The organism is Butyricicoccus faecihominis, from assembly GCF_024462775.1.
Taxonomy (GTDB): Bacteria; Bacillota; Clostridia; order Oscillospirales; family Butyricicoccaceae; genus Agathobaculum; species Agathobaculum faecihominis_A.
The window spans coordinates 1-18,871 of the sequence record NZ_JANGCE010000056.1 but is presented as its reverse complement, the minus strand read 5'-3'; the positions used below and the strand labels follow the sequence as shown (position 1 = coordinate 18,871).

Sequence of the window (18,871 nt, the reverse complement as noted above, 5' to 3'; positions counted from 1 at the left end):
CGCGGCGCGCCCTAATAGCGCGGTGATTCCCCTGTTTTCCTATGCGTTTCGTCGCAGCCCTCGGTTTTAGTTGGAGATTCGCGTCTAAGGGAAACGCATAGGAAAACAGGGGAATCACCGAGCTAGTAGGGCGCGACGCCTCGGCGCGCCGAGGGCGTCGCGCCCTACATTGTCAGTGATTGCAATACCGTTTTGCCTTGCCCGGCCTTATTGGAATGACATGGATGGGGCGCGACGCCCACAACATCAGCGCTCGCCCGCCTGTCGAGTAGGGCGGACTGACCCAAGCCCGCCGAAAGCGAAGCGCCAGCAAAGATGGGCGCGCCCGGCAGGCCGATTCGGCCGAGCGGAGGCAGAAGGTGAGCCGCTGTAAGCGGCGAGAAGCCCCTCTGGAGGGCCAGTCCATTAAATCCCTAGGCACCCGGTACGGCTCCATGGCAAATGGTTTGTATAGTATGCAGTATGTAGCTTACGATTCATCCGTATGATTGGTAAGCTGATAGCCAATGCGGGGGAGCGTAATGATGGTATGCTGCGGCGGAAGCTTTTTGCGGATATTGCCGATCAGGCGTACCACCGTTTCGTGGCTGGGCTTTTTGGCGGTATCCTGAATAGCTTCGATCAGAACGTCATATGTGCATGGTTGATCAAAGTTTGTATGGAGGACGCCCATGATTTGACTTTCGCTGGGGGTAAAATGCTGCGACATTAGGTCGGGTGCGGTTTGGCCGCTGTATTCCGTGATCAGCTTACTAATCTCTGTTACATCCACTTGTAGGTCCGCGGCGAGCTGATTCATGATTTCATCGAACGCTTGCAGACATTGCTCTCCCTGTAATGAGAGAGCCTTCTGCGTGAAGGTATGTATTAATTCGACGATATGCAGCGCTTTCGCTGTAGGCTCCTTACAGGAGTCTTGAAGCAGGGAAGGTGTTTTGCATATAATACGGTCGGCCTTTTGGATGAGATGATTACAGGCTGTTTGGATAAATAGATGGATATCCGGCGGGGGAGCCTGCTTGAGCAATTCCCACTTGGCAAGATATAGTTGGAACAACTTGTGCAGCCCTATGACCTGTTGCGCGTTACGTTCTATAAATACGGCGCTCCACTGCTGCTTCACAGCATCCACCGTTAACTCGGATGAATTGGCTTCTGCAATTCGCAGTGCGGACATATCAGTCTCACCTTGAAACAGGGCGTTTTGCTGACGCGCTTCCTGCCATCCTGCTACCTTATAGCCGCGCATTTCGGAAAGAATGGACACAAAACGTGCTATGACTGAATTGACCGTACCTTCTATGGGAGCTGCAAAGTCTGATTCCAAAGAAGAAGCAGCGGAATAGAGCGACTCCATATCGATCAGCGAATACAGTCCGGCGGAGACGGTTTGGTTTTGCGAATGGAGCCTTCGCAGTTCATCCATACCCATGGCTTCGCCATGTCCTCCGGTGCCCACGCCCTGCGTGGCGGTGACGCTGCTGGCATAGGCGTCGTTAAAATCCCGAATCACGGAGATAAGCATCTTGCGCATATGGCGCTCCGGCATGGGGCCTGATAAATTTTGAAGCTTCTCTAAACCTTGCTTCGCAATAGAAACGGATACGTGCGCCCGGTAGTCCGCCGTTTCAACGGGCTCGTTGTCGAGCTTCACCTCGTTTAAAAGGTTTTGATAGAAGTGCGCTGCCGCCGGCACCGGCATTTCCCGCACCATGACTTTTTGATATTTCTTCATGAGCGCATCCGCGATCGTATGGTCGCCCTGCGTGGCATTTTCATCGGGAGATAATAGATTTGTCGGTGAGCGGCCGTCCAGCTTTATGGTCTCCACAATCATTTCGTCTGGACTGATCGGAGCGTTGGGATCTAGCCCCTTATGCCGTAGCGATACCGCCGCGGAAAGCGCGCACTGCACCACAGCGGGCGCGGAAACGGCGCGCGGCATAGGGGAGGAAGGCGCAAGCGAGCCGATTCCGCTGGCCGACCGTTCCAACGCAGGGTCTAGGTTCGCGGGCATACCGCCAAGGCGCGCGGTCGGCCGCACCAGACCTTGCTTTTGCTGCACCACATGGCCCAGTTCGTGCGGCAGGTGGCGCTCCTGCCCGGGGGCGATATGCACCTGCGTGCCCTGCGTATAGGCCAAGGCGCCGATTCGGCCGGGCATTTCGGAATGGTAATGGATACGCACATCGTCCAGCGAAAAGCCGGACGCAGTCTCGAAACGCCGCTTCATTGCGGTGGGTATGCCGGTGCTGTTTGGCGCCGGTCTTTTTTCTGCTGTTTTGGGCACGGTCTTTTTTTCTGCGGACAGCATAGGCGCGCCTCCTTTTTCGGGGTGGGGCAAAAATGGCCAAGATATCTGATAGCCTTACTATATTCCAAAATCCGACAAATAGCAAGAGCATAAAAGAAACAACATAAGAAAGACAATTTACAAAATAATAGCAAATTATTTAGTAAATAATCGCGGCAAAAAACAAATGGATGAAATAGAAAACATACAAGCCGTTTGTTGCGATAAAGGAAAAACTAAACGTGCAGTACTCCATATTTCTAATAAAATGATAATTTATTCACAATTATTGCAAAAGAGCACACATAAAAATAATACATAATCACTAAATGACACGATTCAAATTTCTATAAATCTACTAAATATTACTTGATAATTTAGAAAACGATTGACACAAATTCGGGGGTGTGATTTAATAATCTCAACAAAACCGAAACAGTAGATCGGTAGGCATAAACAGCGAAGCAGGCGGGCCGGGGGAACGCACCCGAATAGGCGAAGGAAGGAGCTGAGCATTGCATCCGTAAAAAGAAAACGAAGATTTCCGCCTGCGAAAAAGGGAAGGACCATACAGAAAATCTTCTAGTCTTTGATTTGAGAGGAGCAGAAAAATGAAAAAGAGATTATTTGCATCGCTGCTGACGGCCGCCATGTTGGTTGGTACCCTGACCGCGTGCGGCTCCGAACCCGCGCCCGCCGCGTCGTCCGATCCGGATGCGCAGTCCGGCGCGGCGCCCGCGGAAAACACCCCCTCGGCGGAAGGGAAGGTAAAAATCGGTTTTTCTCTCAAGACGGTCAACAACCCCTTCGTCGTATCGGTGAAAAACGGCGCGGCCAAGGCCGCCGAGGAGTTTGGCGCGGAGATCATCATTACCGACGCGCAGCTGGATTCGCAAAAGCAGATGACCGATGTGGAATCCTTTATGCAGCAGAAGGTGGATGCGATCCTGATCGATGCGCTCGACTCGACCGCGCTGCTGCCCACCGTGCAGGATGCGAACGATCAGGGCTTTAAGATACTCACCGAGGATTCCCGCATCACGGGCGCGGAGGATATCGTCCTATCCCACGTGGGCATCGATAACGAAAAAAGCGGCGAACGCATTGCCCAGTATCTGGTAGACGAGATGAAAAAGCAGGGCAAGAAAAATATCATTATATTTGAGGGCCTGCCCGGCGCGGAAGCGACGACACAGCGCGCCAAGGGCTTCCATACCGTACTCGATAACAACAGCGATGTCAATATCCTATTCGCCAAAAACGTCGGCGACAAGCGCGAGGAAGGCCTGCAAAACATGGACGACATGCTGCAGAAGTTCGATAATATCGACGCGGTGATCTGCTGCAACGACGAGCTGGCTTTGGGCGCGATCTCCTCGATCGAGGGCGCGGGCCGCGAAGGCATTCTGGTGACCGGTTTTGACGGCAATTCGGACGGCTTGCAAGCGGTCAAGGACGGCCGCATGCTCGCCACGATCGACCACGCGCCCTATACCATGGGCTATATCGCGGTGGAGACCTGCATCAAGGCCGCGAAGGGCGAAAGCGTGGATAAGGCCACGGTGTTCGATGTGGAACTGGTCGATTCCTCCAATGTGGACGAAATCATCGCCAAGCACGCGAACGAGTAGGACGGATCAAACAGCATTCTTCTTTCTCTTCTTCCTTCTGTGAAAGCTTGGGCGGGGCTTCGGCGAAAGAGAGCCCCGCCCGGCTTTCCCATCACGCGGCTCCTTTCGCCGGAGCCGTACCGCATCACAAAGATAAGGGGAGACCTATGGATCAGGATATTATTCTGGAAATGAAGCACATCACCAAGGTTTATCCGGGCGTTACCGCGCTGAACGATGTCAGCATCGACCTGCGGCGCGGCGAGGTGCTCGCCCTGCTCGGCGAGAACGGCGCGGGTAAATCGACGCTGATGAAGGTGCTCAGCGGCATTGTGCAGCCAACCGCGGGGGAAATCGTCATAGCCGGTAAAAAGGCTGAAATGAAAAGCATAACGGACGCCCGCCGTCTGGGCGTCAGCATCATCCATCAGGAGCTCAACCTGATCGGTGAAATGGACGCCGCGCAAAATATCTTTCTAGGCCGCGAACCCAAACGATTCGGCAATGTGATCGATAAGAAAAAGCTTTATCTGGATACGCAACAAATCATGGACAGCTTGGGTCTGCATCTGGATATCCGCACGCCGGTCAAAAAACTGAGCGTTGCCCGCCGGCAGATGATAGAGATCGGCAAAGCGCTCTCCTTTGGCGCAAACATCATCATCATGGACGAGCCGACGGCCCCGCTGACCACTGTGGAAATAAACGAGCTGTTCCGCATCATTCGCGGCCTGAAGGCGGAGGGACGGTCGGTTATCTACATATCCCACCGCTTGGAGGAGATTCCCGCGATCTGCGACCGCGCGAGCATTCTCAGGGACGGCTGCTATATCGGTACGGACGATGTGGCGAGGCTCGACCGCGATACGATGATCACGATGATGGCGGGCCGCGTGCTGAACGATCTGTTCCCGAAAACGAAAGTGGAGATCGGCGAGACGTTGTTCGAGGTGAAAAACCTGAACACGGACATGCTGCACGATATTTCATTTACCGTTCGCCGGGGCGAAATACTGGCGCTGACCGGACTGGTCGGCGCGGGCCGTACCGAGACCGTGCGCGCGATCTTCGGGGTCGACCCGCGCGACGCGGGGGAGATTTATATCGGCGGTAAGCCGGTCAGCATTAAAAAACCGGCGGATGCGATCCGCCACGGCATCGCCTTTTTAACCGAGGACCGCAAGGAGCAGGGGTTTGTTCCACTGATGTCGGTTAAGGAGAACATCACGCTGCCGGGTCTGCGCCCGCTCCAGCGGGGCGGGGTGATCCGTGGGGCGAAGGAGCTGGGCATCGTGGACAAATACGTGAACGATCTGCGGATCAAAACGCCCTCCATCCATCAAAAAGTAAAATTCCTTTCCGGCGGCAACCAGCAAAAGGTCGTGCTTGCCAAGTGGCTGAATCTGGACGCGGACGTGATCATTCTGGACGAACCGACGCGCGGTATCGACGTGGGCGCCAAGTCGGAAATCTACGCCATCATGGGCGAGATCGCGAAAAAAGGCAAGGCCATCATCATGATCTCCTCCGAAATGGAAGAGGTGATGGCGGTGAGCGACCGCGCGGTGATCCTATGCGAGGGGCGGATCACGGGCACGCTCGACCGCAAGGATTTCGCGCAGGAGACCATTATGAGCTATGCAATGGGAGGGGTATCATGAAACAGAACACCGCGGGCGCGGAGAAAAAGAGCGCCCTGAAAAGGCTTTTTGAAATACGCGAGTTCGGCGTGATCTGCGCCCTGATCATCATGGTGCTGCTGCTTTCGGTCTTTGCGGAATCGTTCTTTTCCGCCTCCAACTTTCTGACCATTTTGCGTACGGTATCCACCAACGGCATCATCGCGGTGGGCGTTACCTTTGTGATTTTGACCGGCGGCATCGATCTTTCGGTCGGTTCCGGCCTGGCGCTGTGCGGCGCTTTCGCGGCCGCTACGTTCAACGGCACGGGTTCTTCCGTTCTGGCCGCCGTGGTCGCGCTGGTCACCGGCCTGCTCCTTGGGCTGTTCAACGGCGTGCTGATCGCGTTTTTCGATGTGCCACCCTTTATCCAAACGCTTGTCACCATGACCGCGGCGCGCGGCATCGTATACATCTTCTGCGACGGCACGCCGATTCCGGAGGTGGGCGCTTTTATCGGCGGGATCGGCCGGGGCCGCGTGCTCGGCATTCCAAACCCGGTCATTCTGACGGTGATCGTCTTTGCGGCCGGCTGGTTCCTTCTGAACAAGACCACGCTCGGCCGCTATGTCTATGCGATCGGCGGCAACGAGGAATGCACCAAGCTTTCCGGCGTTAATGTGCGGCGGTATAAGATGATGCCCTATATCATCAGCGGCGTCACTTCCGCGCTGGCCTGCCTGATCTTGATCGGCCGCCTGAACTCGGCGCAGCCCTCCATGGGCGATAAATTTGAAATGGATGCGATCGCGGCCGTCGTGGTCGGCGGCACCTCGCTATCGGGCGGTTCCGGCACCATGGTCGGCACGCTGGTGGGCGCGCTTATCATCGGCGTTTTGATGAACGGCATGAACATGCTCGGCGTCGATTCGTACGCGCAGTATATCGTAAAGGGCGCGGTGATCCTGTTCGCCGTATTGCTGGAGACCCGCAAGAACAAAAACAGCAAGTAAGCGCACAGGAAACAGGGCGGATGTTTGCCGATCAAACACCCGCCCGTTTTTTATACCCCATGTTTTGCCATCTAATTGACAGGGTACCAAAATTACCGTATTATATTAAGTAAAGGCAGAATTCGGGGTATCAGGGTACGGTTACAGGCGTCGCCAGTGGCCTTCCGGACTGTTTGAAAGTTGAGAGGATGCGTTGCCATGACAGTAAAGGAAATTGCCCGGCTTGCAGGCGTTTCCCCTTCGACCGTATCGATCGTCCTAAACGGAAAAGCGGGTGTTGGCTCGGAAAAGCGCGAACGGATCACGGCGCTGCTTCTGGAAAACGGCTTTACCATACGCGACGCGGACGGGGCGGGGAGCCAGCCAAAGGGCACGGTGAAGTTTATCCGCTACCGCGCGACCGGCAACTTTGTCGAGCGCAACGATGATTTTATCACACAGGTGATGGAGGGCGTGGACGCCGCGCTGCGCCGCTGCAAATATACGATGAGCGTGGTCAATGTGGACGACAGCGATTTTGAGACCGTGCTGGGCGGCCTGCGATATGAAAATATCGTGGGCGTGATCTTTCTCGGCACTGAGTTTGACGCGGAACGGTACGGCGTGCTGGCCGATCTGGAGTTCCCGGTCGTCGCGGTGGACAACTGCTTCCGCAATTATCCGATTAACTCCGTGGATATGGCGAATATCGAAGGGGCGCGTCTCGCGCTGCGTCATTTATATGACAAGGGACACCGGCGGATCGGCTATTTAAAGGGCTCCATCCGCACGGGCAGCTTAAAAGAGCGGTGCGCGGGCGTTTATCAAGCCATGCATACGCTGGGGCTGAAAATGCGGGAGGAGGACGTCGTCCGCATCGAGCCCGTGGTAAACGGCGCGTGCGAGGATGTGTGCCGCTACCTTGCGGGGCGGCCGAGCCTGCCAACCGCGTTTTTCGCGGATAACGATGTGATGGCGACGGGCGCGCTGCGCGCGTTCCAGCGGTGCGGGCTGCGCGTGCCGGCGGATGTGTCGCTGGTCGGTTTTGACGACTCGCTGATCGGCTCGGTGATTGAACCGGCGCTGACGACGATCCATATTTTCAAACGCGAAATGGGCGAGATCGCGGCCAAGCGGCTGATCGACATGATGGAAACAGGGGACCGCTGCATCGCGAAAACCAGCGTCGGCGTCACGCTGGTTGAGCGGGACACGGTCGCCGCGCCCCGGGACGGGGAGATCGTCTGGTAAAGGCGGACGCGTCCATTGCAAAATTTGAATACATAGCCGTGTGCCTGCCGCTTTTGTAAGCGGCAGGCTTCTTTTGCGCGCGGCCCGCAAGAAAGCATAGTGGTTCTTTTCCTTTTTTGTCAGATTGCAATAAATGGCTGGCTATTGCAAAATGGAAGTTGTATAATAAAAACATCTACGTTGCATAGAGTGCAACGAATCAAGGGTAAGGGTAATTTGGAAAGGAGGCGGAAGCTATGGCCATATTGGGGATCTTGGTCGGCTTCCCACTGCTGACGGCGTTCGCCATGCTGTTTATCCGGCACGACGCCGCGCGCGACAGGGTCGTAAAAGTAGCGGCCGCTATCACGGCGATTTTGTCGGTCGTCGTCAGCGTGATGTATTTCAAAACGATGCCCACGTTCTTCAACATCGGCAGCGAGGTGTTTTCTACCGTGCTGCTGATCGCGGAGATCGCGATGTGCGTGCTGATCGTGTATCTGTGCCTGCGGGCGCGGCGCTGGTTCACGGCGCTTTTAAGCGTTGCGCAGACCGCGCTGATCGTTTGGTTCGAGCTGAAGCACGGGCACCACGTTTACGCGGGCTTCGACCTGATGATCGACAAGCTCGGCATTCTGATGATATTGATCATCGGTCTGGTCGGCAGCGCGATCACGGTGTACGCGCTCGGCTACATGAAGGATTTTCAGCACCACGACAAATCGCTGATGGATAAACGGCCGGTGTTTTTCTTTGTGCTGTATCTGTTTTTGGCGGCGATGTTCGGGCTGGTCCTGTCCAACAACCTGATGATGATGTATTTCTGCTGGGAGATCACGAGCTTTTCCTCCTTCCTGCTGATCGGTTATACCGGCACGAAAGAAGCGCAGAAAAATTCGTTTTGCGCGCTGTCGCTCAATCTGCTCGGCGGCCTCGCGTTCGCGGTGGCCATCGTCTGGCTGGGGCTGACCCAGCAGCTGATCGGCTTGAGACAGATCGTCGGGCTGACGCAAAGCGGCATCGACGTCGTCGTGCCGACCGCGCTTTTGGTGTTCGCGGGCCTGACCAAGGCGGCGCAGATGCCGTTTTCCAAATGGCTGCTCGGCGCGATGGTCGCGCCCACGCCGACCTCGGCGCTTTTGCATTCCTCCACCATGGTCAAGGCGGGCGTGTTCCTCATCATCAAGCTGTCGCCCGCGCTGGGCGACAGCCCCGCCGGTCTGCTCGCCATGATGACGGGCGGCGTCACCTTCCTGTTCGCATCCTTTGCCGCGATTTCGCAATCGAACGGCAAAAAGGTGCTGGCGTATTCGACGATCTCCAATCTGGGGCTGATCGTCTGCTGCGCGGGCATCGGCACGTTTGAAGCGGCGTGGACGGCGATCATGCTGGTCATTTTCCACGCGGTCGCCAAGAGCTTGATGTTCCTTTCCGTCGGCACGGCGGAGCACCACGTCGGCAGCCGCGATATCGAGGATTTCGACGGCTTGTTCGGCGAAATGCCGCAGCTTGCGGTCTGTATGTCCATCGGCATCTGCGGCATGTTCCTCGCGCCCTTCGGCATGCTGATTTCCAAATGGGCGGCCATGAAGGCGTTTATCGATTCGGGCCACGCGATGCTGATGCTGATCCTCGTGTTCGGCTCCTCCGCCACCTTCTTTTTCTGGACCAAGTGGCTGGGCAAGGTGACGGCCATCGTCGCGGGCAAGCGCAGCATCGAAAGAACCGTACATAAAGAGGAGTGGTTCGTCCTCAAGGGGCTGGCGGCCGTCACCGTGCTGGTCTGCGTCGGCTTCCCGATCATTGCGAAGAATTTAGTCGCGGATTATCTGGTCATCCATTTTGCCCGCGTGCCGGGCGAGGTGATCAGTCAGGGCAACATGCTCATCATGTCCTTTATGGTGGTGCTGCTGGTCGTTTTGCCGCTTCTGGCCTTTGGCCGCAGCAACAAAAAGCTGGTGCACGTCAACCTTGCGGGTGAAAACATGGGCGATGATCTGACCTTCCGCGGTTCGATGGATATTCCGGTGCCGGTCTCGCTGCGCAACTGGTATATGGAAACGCTGTTCAGCGAGCGGTGGATGCTGCTGGGCGGCAGCATCGTCAACATTGTCATCATCATTCTGTCCTTCTCGGAGCTGTTGGGGGGTGTGCTGCATGTCTGAGCTATTGCCCATCATTCTGGGCGGCGCGGGCTATCTGGTGCTCGCGCCCATCATCGGCGGCTTGCTCGCCGGGATTGACCGTAAGCTGTCGGCCCGGATGCAGCGCCGTAAGGGCCCGCCGCTTTTGCAGCCCTTTTACGATGTTTTCAAGCTTTGCAGCAAGCAGGGCATTTCGGTCAACGGCGTGCAGGATTTTTACGTCGCGGGCTTTCTGTTGTTCGTTGTCATCAGCGGTATTTTCTTCTTTACCCATGGCGATATTCTGCTCGTCGTTTTCACGCTGACGCTCGCGAGCGTGTGCCTGATCGTGGCCGCGTATTCGTCCAACTCGCCGTACAGCCAGCTGGGCGCGGAACGCGAGCTGCTGCAAACCATGGCCTACGAGCCCATGCTTTTGATGACGGCGATCGGCTTTTACCTTGCCTTCGGCACGTTCAACCTGTCCGAGATCATCAGCGATGAGCGCGCGGCGATCGTCTACCTGCCGGGCGTGTTCGTCGGCCTTTGCTTCATCCTGACCATCAAGTTCCGCAAATCGCCGTTTGACCTTTCGATGTCGCACCACGCGCATCAGGAGCTGGTCAAGGGCATCGTGACCGAATTTTCCGGCAAAACGCTCGCCATGGTCGAGGTCGCGCACTGGTATGAAAATATCTTTTTGCTGGGCTTTGTCTACTTATTCTTTGTATGGTCGGCGCGGCTTTCGCCCCTTCTGGGCATTGCCATGTGCGCCGTGGTCTTTGTTTTGGAAATCTTGATTGACAACTGCTGCGCGCGCGTCAAATGGCAGCACGCGCTGGCTGCCACTTGGGGCGTTTCGCTCGTGGCCGGCTTTGTCAACCTGCTGGTATTGATGACGATTCGGTAAGAGGGGAGGGGCTCGTTCAATATGTCTTTTATGAAGAAATCGCCGTGGATCATCCATTATGACGGCTCAAGCTGTAACGGCTGCGACATTGAGGTGCTCGCCTGCCTGACCCCGCTGTACGATATCGAGCGGTTCGGCATCGTCAACACCGGCAACCCCAAGCACGCGGATGTGTTTTTGCTCACCGGCTCGGTCAACGCGCAGAACCTGCCCGTGATCCGTCAAATCTATTCGCAGATGCCGGAGCCCAAGGTCGTGGTCGCGGTGGGTATTTGCGCCAACTCGGGCGGCATTTTCCGCGAATGCTATAACATCCTCGGCGGCGCGGATAAGGCCGTGCCCGTGGATGTGTACGTGCCCGGCTGCGCCGCCCGGCCCGAGGCCATTATCGACGGCGTGGTGCGCGCGCTGGATATTTTGGAAGAAAAACGAAGGGCCCTGAAGGAAGGCCGCGAGGACGAGCTCGAGGATCGCGACAGTCTGCCGCTCTTGCCGGGTGAGGAGGAAGCGCCGTGAAACAGCAGATCATTCAAATCAAAGCGGCCGACTTGCTTGACCGCGTGCACAGCCTGCACGACGAGGGCTGCCGTCTGGTGCAGATTTGCTGCACCCGCGTGCCCGAGGGCTATGAACTGACCTATACCTTTGACCGGGCATATAATATGTATCACCTGCGGCTGACCGTGGGCGAAACCACGCCCGTAATCAGCATCACCAGCCTGTACTGGCCCGCTTTCATCTACGAAAACGAAATGCGCGACCTGTTCGGCGTGCAGATCCGCCATATCGCGGATGAAGTGGACTACGGCGGAAGCTTTTACCGGCTGGCGAAAAAAACGCCGTGGCGCGCGCTGCCGCCGCAGCACAAGGCGCCGCCCAAGCCGGCGGCAAAGCCCGCCGCGCCCGCGCCGCAGGCGGCAAATACCACGGAGAAAACGGAAGGGGGCGAGCAGCATGGGTAAGCGCACCGTCATTCCGTTCGGGCCGCAGCATCCGGTGCTGCCCGAACCGATCCATCTGGATTTGGAGCTGGAGGATGAAAAGGTCGTTCGCGCCATCCCGTCCATCGGCTACATCCATCGCGGTTTGGAAAAGCTGGTGGAAAAGCGCGAGTTCACCGAATATGTCTACGTGGCCGAGCGTATTTGCGGCATCTGCTCCTTTGGGCACGGCTGGGGCTACTGCAAGGCCGTGGAAGGCATGATGGGCGTGGATGTGCCGCGCCGCGGCAAATACCTGCGCACCATCTGGCACGAGCTTTCCCGTATCCACAGCCATCTGCTGTGGCTGGGCCTGCTGGCGGACGGCATGGGCTTTGAAAGCCTGTTTATGCACGCTTGGCGCTTGCGCGAGCAGATCCTCGATATTTTTGAACAGACGACCGGCGGCCGCATCATCTTTTCCGTCTGCAAAATAGGCGGCGTGCGCCGCGATATTGAAAACAGCGAGCTGAACGGTATCGCGCAGCGCCTGCACGATATGGAGGCCGAGGTGCGCCGCATCACCGACGTGTTTTTGGAGGACCCGACCGTGAACGGCCGTTTGCGCGGCGTGGGGCTACTCAGCCGCGAGGACGCGGCGGAGCTGTGCTGCGTCGGCCCGGTGGCCCGCGCCAGCGGCATTGCGATGGATTTGCGCGCGGTCGAGCACGACGGCGCGTACCACGAGCTGGCCTTTAAGCCCTGTCTCGCCACGGAGGGCGATTGCTACGCCCGCTGCGACGTGCGTATCCGCGAGATTTTTTCGTCCATGCGCATGATCCGCGAGGCGATCGATAAAATGCCGGAGGGCGATATCGCCGTGCCGGTAAAGGGCAACCCGCAGGGCGAGTTCTTTGCCCGGCTGGAGCAGCCGCGCGGCGAAGCGCTGTATTACGCCAAGGGCAACGGCTCCAAGTTCCTTGACCGCGTGCGCGTGCGCACGCCCACCAACATCAATATTCCCGCGTTGGTTAAAACGCTGGAAAACTGCGACTTTGCCGACGTGCCGATGCTGATCCTGACGATCGACCCATGCATCAGCTGTACGGAACGCTAAGGGGGCACCGATTATGGCATATTTACATTTCGCCCGCACGGTATTGGCGAGCCTGTTTCAAAAGCCCGCGACCACGTCGTACCCGGTCACCCCGCGCGAGTATCCGGATAAAACGCGCGGCAAGGTCGCGATCGAAATAGACGATTGCATCTACTGCGGCATGTGCATGCGCAAGTGCCCGGCGGACGCGATCACCGTCGACCGCGCGCAAAAAACGTGGACGATCAACCCCTTCTCCTGCGTTCAATGTGCCTGCTGTGTCGATAATTGTCCTAAAAAGTGCCTGCATATGGAGGTGCAGTATACCGCCCCCGCGCCCGTTAAAACCGAGGAGGTTTTCCATGCACGAGTACCCGATCACTCAGAGGATCGTTCAGATCGCGACGGCTGAGGCCGATAAAGCGCATGGCCGCGTGACCGGGATCGATCTGGTCGTGGGGGACGATTCCGGCTTTATCGGGGAATCGATCCAAATGTACTTCGATATCATTTCGGAAGATACGCCCTGCGCGGGCGCGGCGCTCCACATCGAGCGCGTGCGGCCCAAGCTGAAGTGCGGGGCCTGCGGCGCGTATTTCGAGCGCAAGCCCTTTTCCTTTGCCTGTCCCGCCTGCGGGGGAGACGGCACGCCGACCGGGATCGGCAAAGAATTTTACGTCAAAAGCGTCGAGCTGGAGGTAGATGACTGATGCATATGGTAAAAAAGGACGTCATGACGGACATCCGTGCGGAAAACGACCACATTGCCGCGCATGTAAACGGTTATTTGTCCGATAAGGGCGTCTTTACCGTCAACCTGATGGGCGCGCCCGGCGCGGGCAAGACGACCACGCTGGAAAACCTGATCCGCCGGTTAGCGGTCAAATGCTACGTGGTGGAGGGCGATATCGAATCCGATATCGATACCGAGCGCCTGCGCGGGCAGGGCGTGACCGCCAGTCAGATCAATACCTTCGGGGCCTGCCATCTGGACGCGCCGCTGCTGCACAACGCCGTGCACGCCATGACGTTCGCGGAGCCCGGCATCCTGTTCGTTGAAAACGTGGGAAACCTCGTGTGCCCGGCGGAGTTCTCCATCGGCGAGGATATCAAGCTGTTGCAGGTATCCGTCGCGGACGGCAGCGATAAGCCCTATAAGTATCCGCTTGCCTTTGAAAAAGCGGATGCGATCCTTTTGAGCAAGATCGATCTGACGCCCTATCTGAATTTTGATGAGGAATTTTTCATGAAGGGCGTGCGCCATTTGAACCCCAACGCGCCGGTGTTCAAGGTGTGCGGCGTCACGGGCGAGGGATACGACGCGGCCGCCGCATGGCTGATGGACCGGTCGGGCAAATGACGACCTACCGTCTTATTGTCACGGGCCGGGTACAGGGCGTGGGCTTTCGCCCTACAGTATGCCGCATCGCGCGGGAACTGGGGCTAAAGGGCGAGGTGCGTAACCTTGGCGGCGCGGCGGAGATTGTCTGCAACGCGGAAGGGGCGGCGCTCGAATCGTTTTTAAGGCGCCTTGCCGCCTGCCCGCCGCCCATTCATATCGAGCGCATCACCGCCGCGGAGGTCGCTCTGCGGCGGTTTTCTTTCTTTCGGGCGGTGGAGAGCGCGGGCGAGCCGTCGCGCCCCGTGCTCCCGGCGGATCTGGCGGTGTGCGCGGATTGCCTGCGGGAAATGCAAAACGAGAAGGATGCGCGCTACCGCTATCCGTTTATTTCATGCGCGGGGTGCGGGCCGCGTTACACCATCATCCGCCGTTTGCCGTACGACCGCGCGCGCACCACGATGGACGCGTTTGCAATGTGCTCCATGTGCGCGGGCGAATATGCCGATATGGAAAACCGCCGCTGCCATGGGCAGACGCTTTCGTGCCCGTCTTGCGGGCCGCAGCTATTGGGCGAAACACGGGCGGGCGACCGAACCGCGCGGGAGGACGCGGTGCGCGCCGCCCGCGCGCTGCTAAAAAGCGGGGCGATCATCGCGGTCAAGGCGGCGGGGGGTTACAACCTTGTCTGCCGGGCGGACAGCGAAAAGACCGTGCGCGCGCTGCGCGCACTGAAAGCGCGGCCCACAAAACCGTTTGCCGTGCTGTTTGCATCGATGGACGAACTGCAAGCCGTGTGCGAGACGGACGAGACGGAGCGGGCGCTTTTGCTTTCGCCCGCGCGGCCCATCGTGCTGCTGCGCCGGGGACAAAATTGGCGCGCGCGGGTGTGCGCGGACGCGGCGGGGACGGACGGTCCGCTCGGCGCTTTTCTGCCCGCCTTCGGCCTGTATGCGCTGCTGGCCGAGGGGCTGCCGCTCATCGTCACAAGCTGCAACCACGCCGGGCAGCCGATCTTATACGGGGACACGGCGATGCGCGCTTACTTTGCCGCGCACACCGAGATCGCGGGTTTGTTCTGGAACGAGAGAGAAATTTTGCGTCCGGCGGACGACGCGGTGACCCGTGTGGTCGGCGGCGCGCCGCAGGTGCTGCGCCGCACGCGCGGTTATCTGCCCGAGCCGCTCGCGCAGGAGGCCCCCATGGGCGAGGTGCTGGCGCTTGGGGCGGAGATGGAGCCCGCGTTTTGCCTTGCCTCCGGCGGGCGGTACTACCCGGCCGCCGTGCCGGGCGACCTTGCGGAACGCGAAACGCAGCGGGCCGTTCGGCAATCGCTGCGCGATCTGACCGCGCTGACGGGCGCAAAGCCGCGTCTTGTCGTGCACGATAAGCACCCCCTCTATTTTACCACCGCGCTGGCGGAGGAGATGGAGAAGCCCCGCCTTGCGGTACAGCACCACCACGCGCACGCCTTGTCCGTCATGGCGGAGCACGGGCTGAAGGGCCCGGTGCTCGCCGTGTGCTTTGACGGCACGGGTTATGGCGATAACGGCAAGGTTTGGGGCGGCGAGTTTTTACGGTGCGAGGGCGCGGACTATACCCGCGCGGGCAATCTGGCCGAGGTGCCCTTGCTCGGCGGCGACGGCTCGATGCGGCAAGGCTGGAAATCCGCTTTGTGCCATCTGGCGCATGCGGGGCTGGAAAGCGCGGACGCACGTTTTCCGGTCGTTCGCGCGGCGCTTCAAAGCGGCGTCAATACGATTGGCAGCTCCAGCATGGGGCGGCTGTTCGACGCGGCCGCCGCCGTGCTCGGCCTTTGCGTGGAAAACACGCATCAAGGCCGCTGCGCGCGGGCGCTCGAAGCGGCGGCGGAACGCGCGGCGCGGCGCGGCGTTCGTCCGCTGGCCATGGCGTTTGCCGAAGCGGACGGCGTGTTCGATCCCGCGCCGCTGTTCCACGCACTGGTTTGCGCGCCTGACGCGGACGCGGCGGCGCTCGGCTTCCATCTGGCGGTCGCCGATATGGTGGCGCGCATGGCCGCGCGCACGGGGATCGAGCAGGTCGCGCTCGCGGGCGGCGTGTTCGCGAACCGGCTGCTTATCACGCGCTGCACGGAAATGCTCGCCGCGGCGGGCCATACCGTTTGGTTTAATCGCGAGGTGCCGCCCGGCGACGGGGGCCTTGCCGTCGGGCAGGCATATTACGGACTGCTCGCGGGCGGCCAAACCTGACTGAGAAACGAGGAAATAACATGTGTGTAGCTTTTCCCGGACGGATCGTCTCAATCGACGGCGACCGCGCCAAGGTGGATTTCGCGGGTACCATGGCCGATGTCAACGTGTCCATGGTCGAGGCGCGCGTCGGTGATTACGTGCTTGTCCACGCGGGGGTCGCCCTGCAAACCATGGGCGAGGAAGAGGCAGGAACGCTTACCGAGCTGTTTGACGAACTGAAAGAGGCCGCGAATGGATAAACGGTTGCTGGCGGATTACCTGCGGACGTATCATGGCCGCCCGCTGCGGCTGATGGAGGTCTGCGGCACGCACACCGCCGCCCTATACCGCTCCGGCGTGCGCGGTCTGCTCAGCGAAAAAATCACACTGCTCGCCGGGCCGGGCTGTCCGGTTTGCGTCACGCCGACGGCCTATATCGACAAACTGGTCGCGCTCGCCCGCACGCCGGGCGTGCGCGTGCTGTCATTCGGCGACATGCTGGCCGTGCCGGGAAGCACGGTCTCGCTCGCGGGCGCGCGGGCCGAAGGGGCGGATGTTGACTTTTTCTACGCGCCCGAGCAGGCGCTCGCCCTTGCGGAGCGCATGCCCGATACGCAGTTCGTGCTCGCGGCGGTCGGCTTTGAAACGACCGCGCCTGTCTGGGCGGCGGTGGCAGAGGGCATATTGTCGCGGGGCCTATCCAACGTGCGCCTGCTGACCGCGCTCAAGACCATGCCCGCCGCGATGGACGCGCTGTGCGGGGCGGGCGGTATCGATGGGTTTTTGTGCCCCGGGCACGTCGCGGTCGTAACGGGCGCGGAAGCGTTTCGCCCGCTCGCGGAAAAGTGGAAAAAGCCCATGGTTGTCGGCGGGTTCACGCCCGAGCTGCTGCTCGCGGCGCTGTGCCGCCTGACGCGCGAGGCGGAGCGGGGCAATGCCGGCGTGTGGAACGAATATCCGGCCTTTGTGCGCGCCGCGGGCAATGAAAAGGCGCGAAGCGCCGTTTCGCGCGTATTCGAGGCGGGCGAAGCGCTGTGGCGCGGGCTGGGGCAGGTGCCCGGTTCCGGGCTGTATCTGCGCGGCCCCTATGCCGCGCTGGACGCGGGCAGCCGGGGACTGAGCGCCGACCGCGCGCCGGAGGGCTGCCGGTGCGGGCAGGTGCTGACCGGCGCGATCGGGCCTCGGGACTGCCCGCTTTTTGGAAAGGCCTGCACGCCCGAGCATCCGGTGGGCGCGTGCATGGTGTCGGGCGAGGGCGCGTGCCGCATTTGTCTCATAACGGGAAAGGAATGACCATGAAAATTCAATTGCGCCATGGCGCGGGCGGCGCGGATACCGCCCGGCTGATCGGCGATATTTTTGCGGAACGACTTGGAAACGAAGTGCTGAACCGTATGGAGGACGCCGCCGTGCTGCCCTGTCCGGCGGGCGAGCTTGTGATGACGACGGACAGCTTTGTCGTGCAGCCCCTGACCTTTGCGGGCGGCGATATCGGGCGGCTCGCGGTGTGCGGCACGGTGAACGATCTGCTGTGCATGGGCGCAAGGCCTTTGTACCTGACCGCGGGCTTTATTTTGGAAGAGGGGTTGGATTCCGCACTGCTGACGCGGCTTGTTGAGTCGATGGCGCGAACGGCGGCGGAAGCCGGTGTGCACATCGTCGCGGGCGATACCAAGGTGATCGAGGGCAATGGCGGCCTTTATATCAATACGACCGGGCTGGGCGCCCGTCCGGCGGAGCGCGAGGTGTCCGCCGCCAACCTGCGGCCCGGCGACGCGCTCATTCTATCCGGCACGCTGGGCGACCACCACGCGACGATTCTGTCCGCGCGGATGGGGCTGGAAAGCGAGCTGCAAAGCGACTGCGCGCCTCTGGGCGGCATGGTGGAGGCGCTGTTCGCCGCCGAGGCCGAGGTGCACGCCATGCGTGACGTCACGCGCGGCGGTCTGGCGACGGTCGCCTGCGAGCTGGCCGAGGCGTCGGGGTGCGCGATTGAGCTCACCGAGGACGCGCTGCCCGTTTCAGCGGGCGTGCGGGCGCTGACCGGCATATTGGGGCTCGATGTGCTGACCATGGGCAACGAGGGCAAGCTGCTGATCGCGGTGCCCGAGGGGGACGCGCTGCGCGCGCTTGAGATCGTGCAGGCCTCGCCCTATGGGGGACAAGCCGCCGTCATCGGCGCCGTGCGCGAGGGAAACGGCGTGACGCTTCATACCGCTATTGGCGGCCGCCGCGCGGTCGCCTCGCTGCGCGGCGAAGGCCTGCCGCGCATCTGTTAATTAGTTAGGAATTAGTAATTAGGAATTAGGAATTGCGGTACCGCGCGTCGCGCGGTTATTAATTATCGGCTTTGGCCGATACCTTAAACTCCTAACTCCTACTTCCTAACTCCTAACTAAAAAAAGGGGCTGTAAAAAAACTGTTGCAAAACAGAAGAATACCCAAATGTCATTCTGAACGAAGTGAAGAATCTCGCGCGAACGCGCGGAATTTACGCTGGGAACGCGCATTCGCGCGAGATTCTTC

General features: G+C 59.5%; 17 protein-coding genes. 16 read left to right on the top strand and 1 reads right to left on the bottom strand.

Annotation, left to right across the window (positions count from 1 at the left end; translation table 11 throughout):
- Positions 1-469 precede the first annotated feature (469 nt).
- Positions 470-2,314, bottom strand: coding sequence for an eCIS core domain-containing protein (locus NE562_RS17615; protein WP_280963728.1), 1,845 nt, complete (start codon positions 2,312-2,314; stop codon positions 470-472).
- A 590-nt stretch (positions 2,315-2,904) separates the two neighbouring features.
- On the opposite strand from NE562_RS17615, the gene NE562_RS17610 reads away from it, so the two are divergent.
- The 16 genes from NE562_RS17610 (at position 2,905) to hypE (ending at position 18,624) form a co-directional block, all read left to right on the top strand.
- Complete coding sequence (locus NE562_RS17610) at positions 2,905-3,924, top strand: sugar ABC transporter substrate-binding protein (RefSeq protein ID WP_280963727.1); 1,020 nt, start codon at positions 2,905-2,907, stop codon at positions 3,922-3,924.
- A gap of 146 nt (positions 3,925-4,070) precedes the next feature.
- Complete coding sequence (locus tag NE562_RS17605) at positions 4,071-5,564, top strand: sugar ABC transporter ATP-binding protein (RefSeq protein ID WP_280963726.1); 1,494 nt, start codon at positions 4,071-4,073, stop codon at positions 5,562-5,564.
- On the top strand, positions 5,561-6,535 hold the full coding sequence (locus NE562_RS17600) for an ABC transporter permease (protein WP_280963725.1): 975 nt from the start codon (positions 5,561-5,563) through the stop codon (positions 6,533-6,535). Before NE562_RS17605 ends, NE562_RS17600 begins: the two co-directional genes overlap by 4 nt.
- Positions 6,536-6,733: 198 nt before the next feature.
- Positions 6,734-7,765 (top strand): LacI family DNA-binding transcriptional regulator, encoded by a 1,032-nt coding sequence (locus NE562_RS17595; RefSeq protein ID WP_280963724.1) that lies wholly within the window; start codon positions 6,734-6,736, stop codon positions 7,763-7,765.
- Positions 7,766-8,001: 236 nt separating this feature from the next.
- Positions 8,002-9,909: an NADH-quinone oxidoreductase subunit L gene (locus NE562_RS17590; RefSeq protein WP_280963723.1), complete on the top strand. Its 1,908-nt coding sequence runs from the start codon at positions 8,002-8,004 to the stop codon at positions 9,907-9,909.
- Positions 9,902-10,777 carry a respiratory chain complex I subunit 1 family protein gene (locus tag NE562_RS17585; protein WP_280963722.1) on the top strand — a complete coding sequence of 292 codons (876 nt, stop codon included), beginning with the start codon at positions 9,902-9,904 and terminating at the stop codon, positions 10,775-10,777. Before NE562_RS17590 ends, NE562_RS17585 begins: the two co-directional genes overlap by 8 nt.
- Before the next feature lie 21 nt (positions 10,778-10,798).
- Complete coding sequence (locus NE562_RS17580; protein WP_280963721.1) at positions 10,799-11,293, top strand: NADH-quinone oxidoreductase subunit B family protein; 495 nt, start codon at positions 10,799-10,801, stop codon at positions 11,291-11,293.
- On the top strand, positions 11,290-11,739 hold the full coding sequence (locus NE562_RS17575; protein WP_280963720.1) for an NADH-quinone oxidoreductase subunit C: 450 nt from the start codon (positions 11,290-11,292) through the stop codon (positions 11,737-11,739). The genes NE562_RS17580 and NE562_RS17575 overlap by 4 nt, the downstream gene beginning before the upstream one ends.
- Entirely contained in the window at positions 11,732-12,814 is a 1,083-nt protein-coding gene (locus tag NE562_RS17570; RefSeq protein ID WP_280963719.1) for a nickel-dependent hydrogenase large subunit, read from the top strand. The genes NE562_RS17575 and NE562_RS17570 overlap by 8 nt, the downstream gene beginning before the upstream one ends.
- A gap of 13 nt (positions 12,815-12,827) precedes the next feature.
- Positions 12,828-13,205 (top strand): 4Fe-4S dicluster domain-containing protein, encoded by a 378-nt coding sequence (locus NE562_RS17565; RefSeq protein WP_280963718.1) that lies wholly within the window; start codon positions 12,828-12,830, stop codon positions 13,203-13,205.
- The gene (locus tag NE562_RS17560; protein WP_280963717.1) at positions 13,156-13,503 is read left to right on the top strand and encodes a hydrogenase maturation nickel metallochaperone HypA; all 348 of its coding nucleotides are present in this window, start codon (positions 13,156-13,158) and stop codon (positions 13,501-13,503) included. Before NE562_RS17565 ends, NE562_RS17560 begins: the two co-directional genes overlap by 50 nt.
- Positions 13,503-14,153, top strand: a complete 651-nt coding sequence (hypB, locus tag NE562_RS17555; RefSeq protein WP_419196016.1) for a hydrogenase nickel incorporation protein HypB — start codon at positions 13,503-13,505, stop codon at positions 14,151-14,153. The genes NE562_RS17560 and hypB overlap by 1 nt, the downstream gene beginning before the upstream one ends.
- Positions 14,126-16,363, top strand: coding sequence for a carbamoyltransferase HypF (hypF, locus tag NE562_RS17550; protein WP_280963716.1), 2,238 nt, complete (start codon positions 14,126-14,128; stop codon positions 16,361-16,363). Before hypB ends, hypF begins: the two co-directional genes overlap by 28 nt.
- A 20-nt stretch (positions 16,364-16,383) precedes the next feature.
- Complete coding sequence (locus NE562_RS17545) at positions 16,384-16,605, top strand: HypC/HybG/HupF family hydrogenase formation chaperone (RefSeq protein ID WP_280963715.1); 222 nt, start codon at positions 16,384-16,386, stop codon at positions 16,603-16,605.
- Positions 16,598-17,638, top strand: a complete 1,041-nt coding sequence (gene hypD / locus NE562_RS17540; protein ID WP_280963714.1) for a hydrogenase formation protein HypD — start codon at positions 16,598-16,600, stop codon at positions 17,636-17,638. Before NE562_RS17545 ends, hypD begins: the two co-directional genes overlap by 8 nt.
- 2 nt (positions 17,639-17,640) lie before the next feature.
- On the top strand, positions 17,641-18,624 hold the full coding sequence (gene hypE / locus NE562_RS17535; RefSeq protein WP_280963713.1) for a hydrogenase expression/formation protein HypE: 984 nt from the start codon (positions 17,641-17,643) through the stop codon (positions 18,622-18,624).
- Positions 18,625-18,871 lie beyond the last annotated feature (247 nt).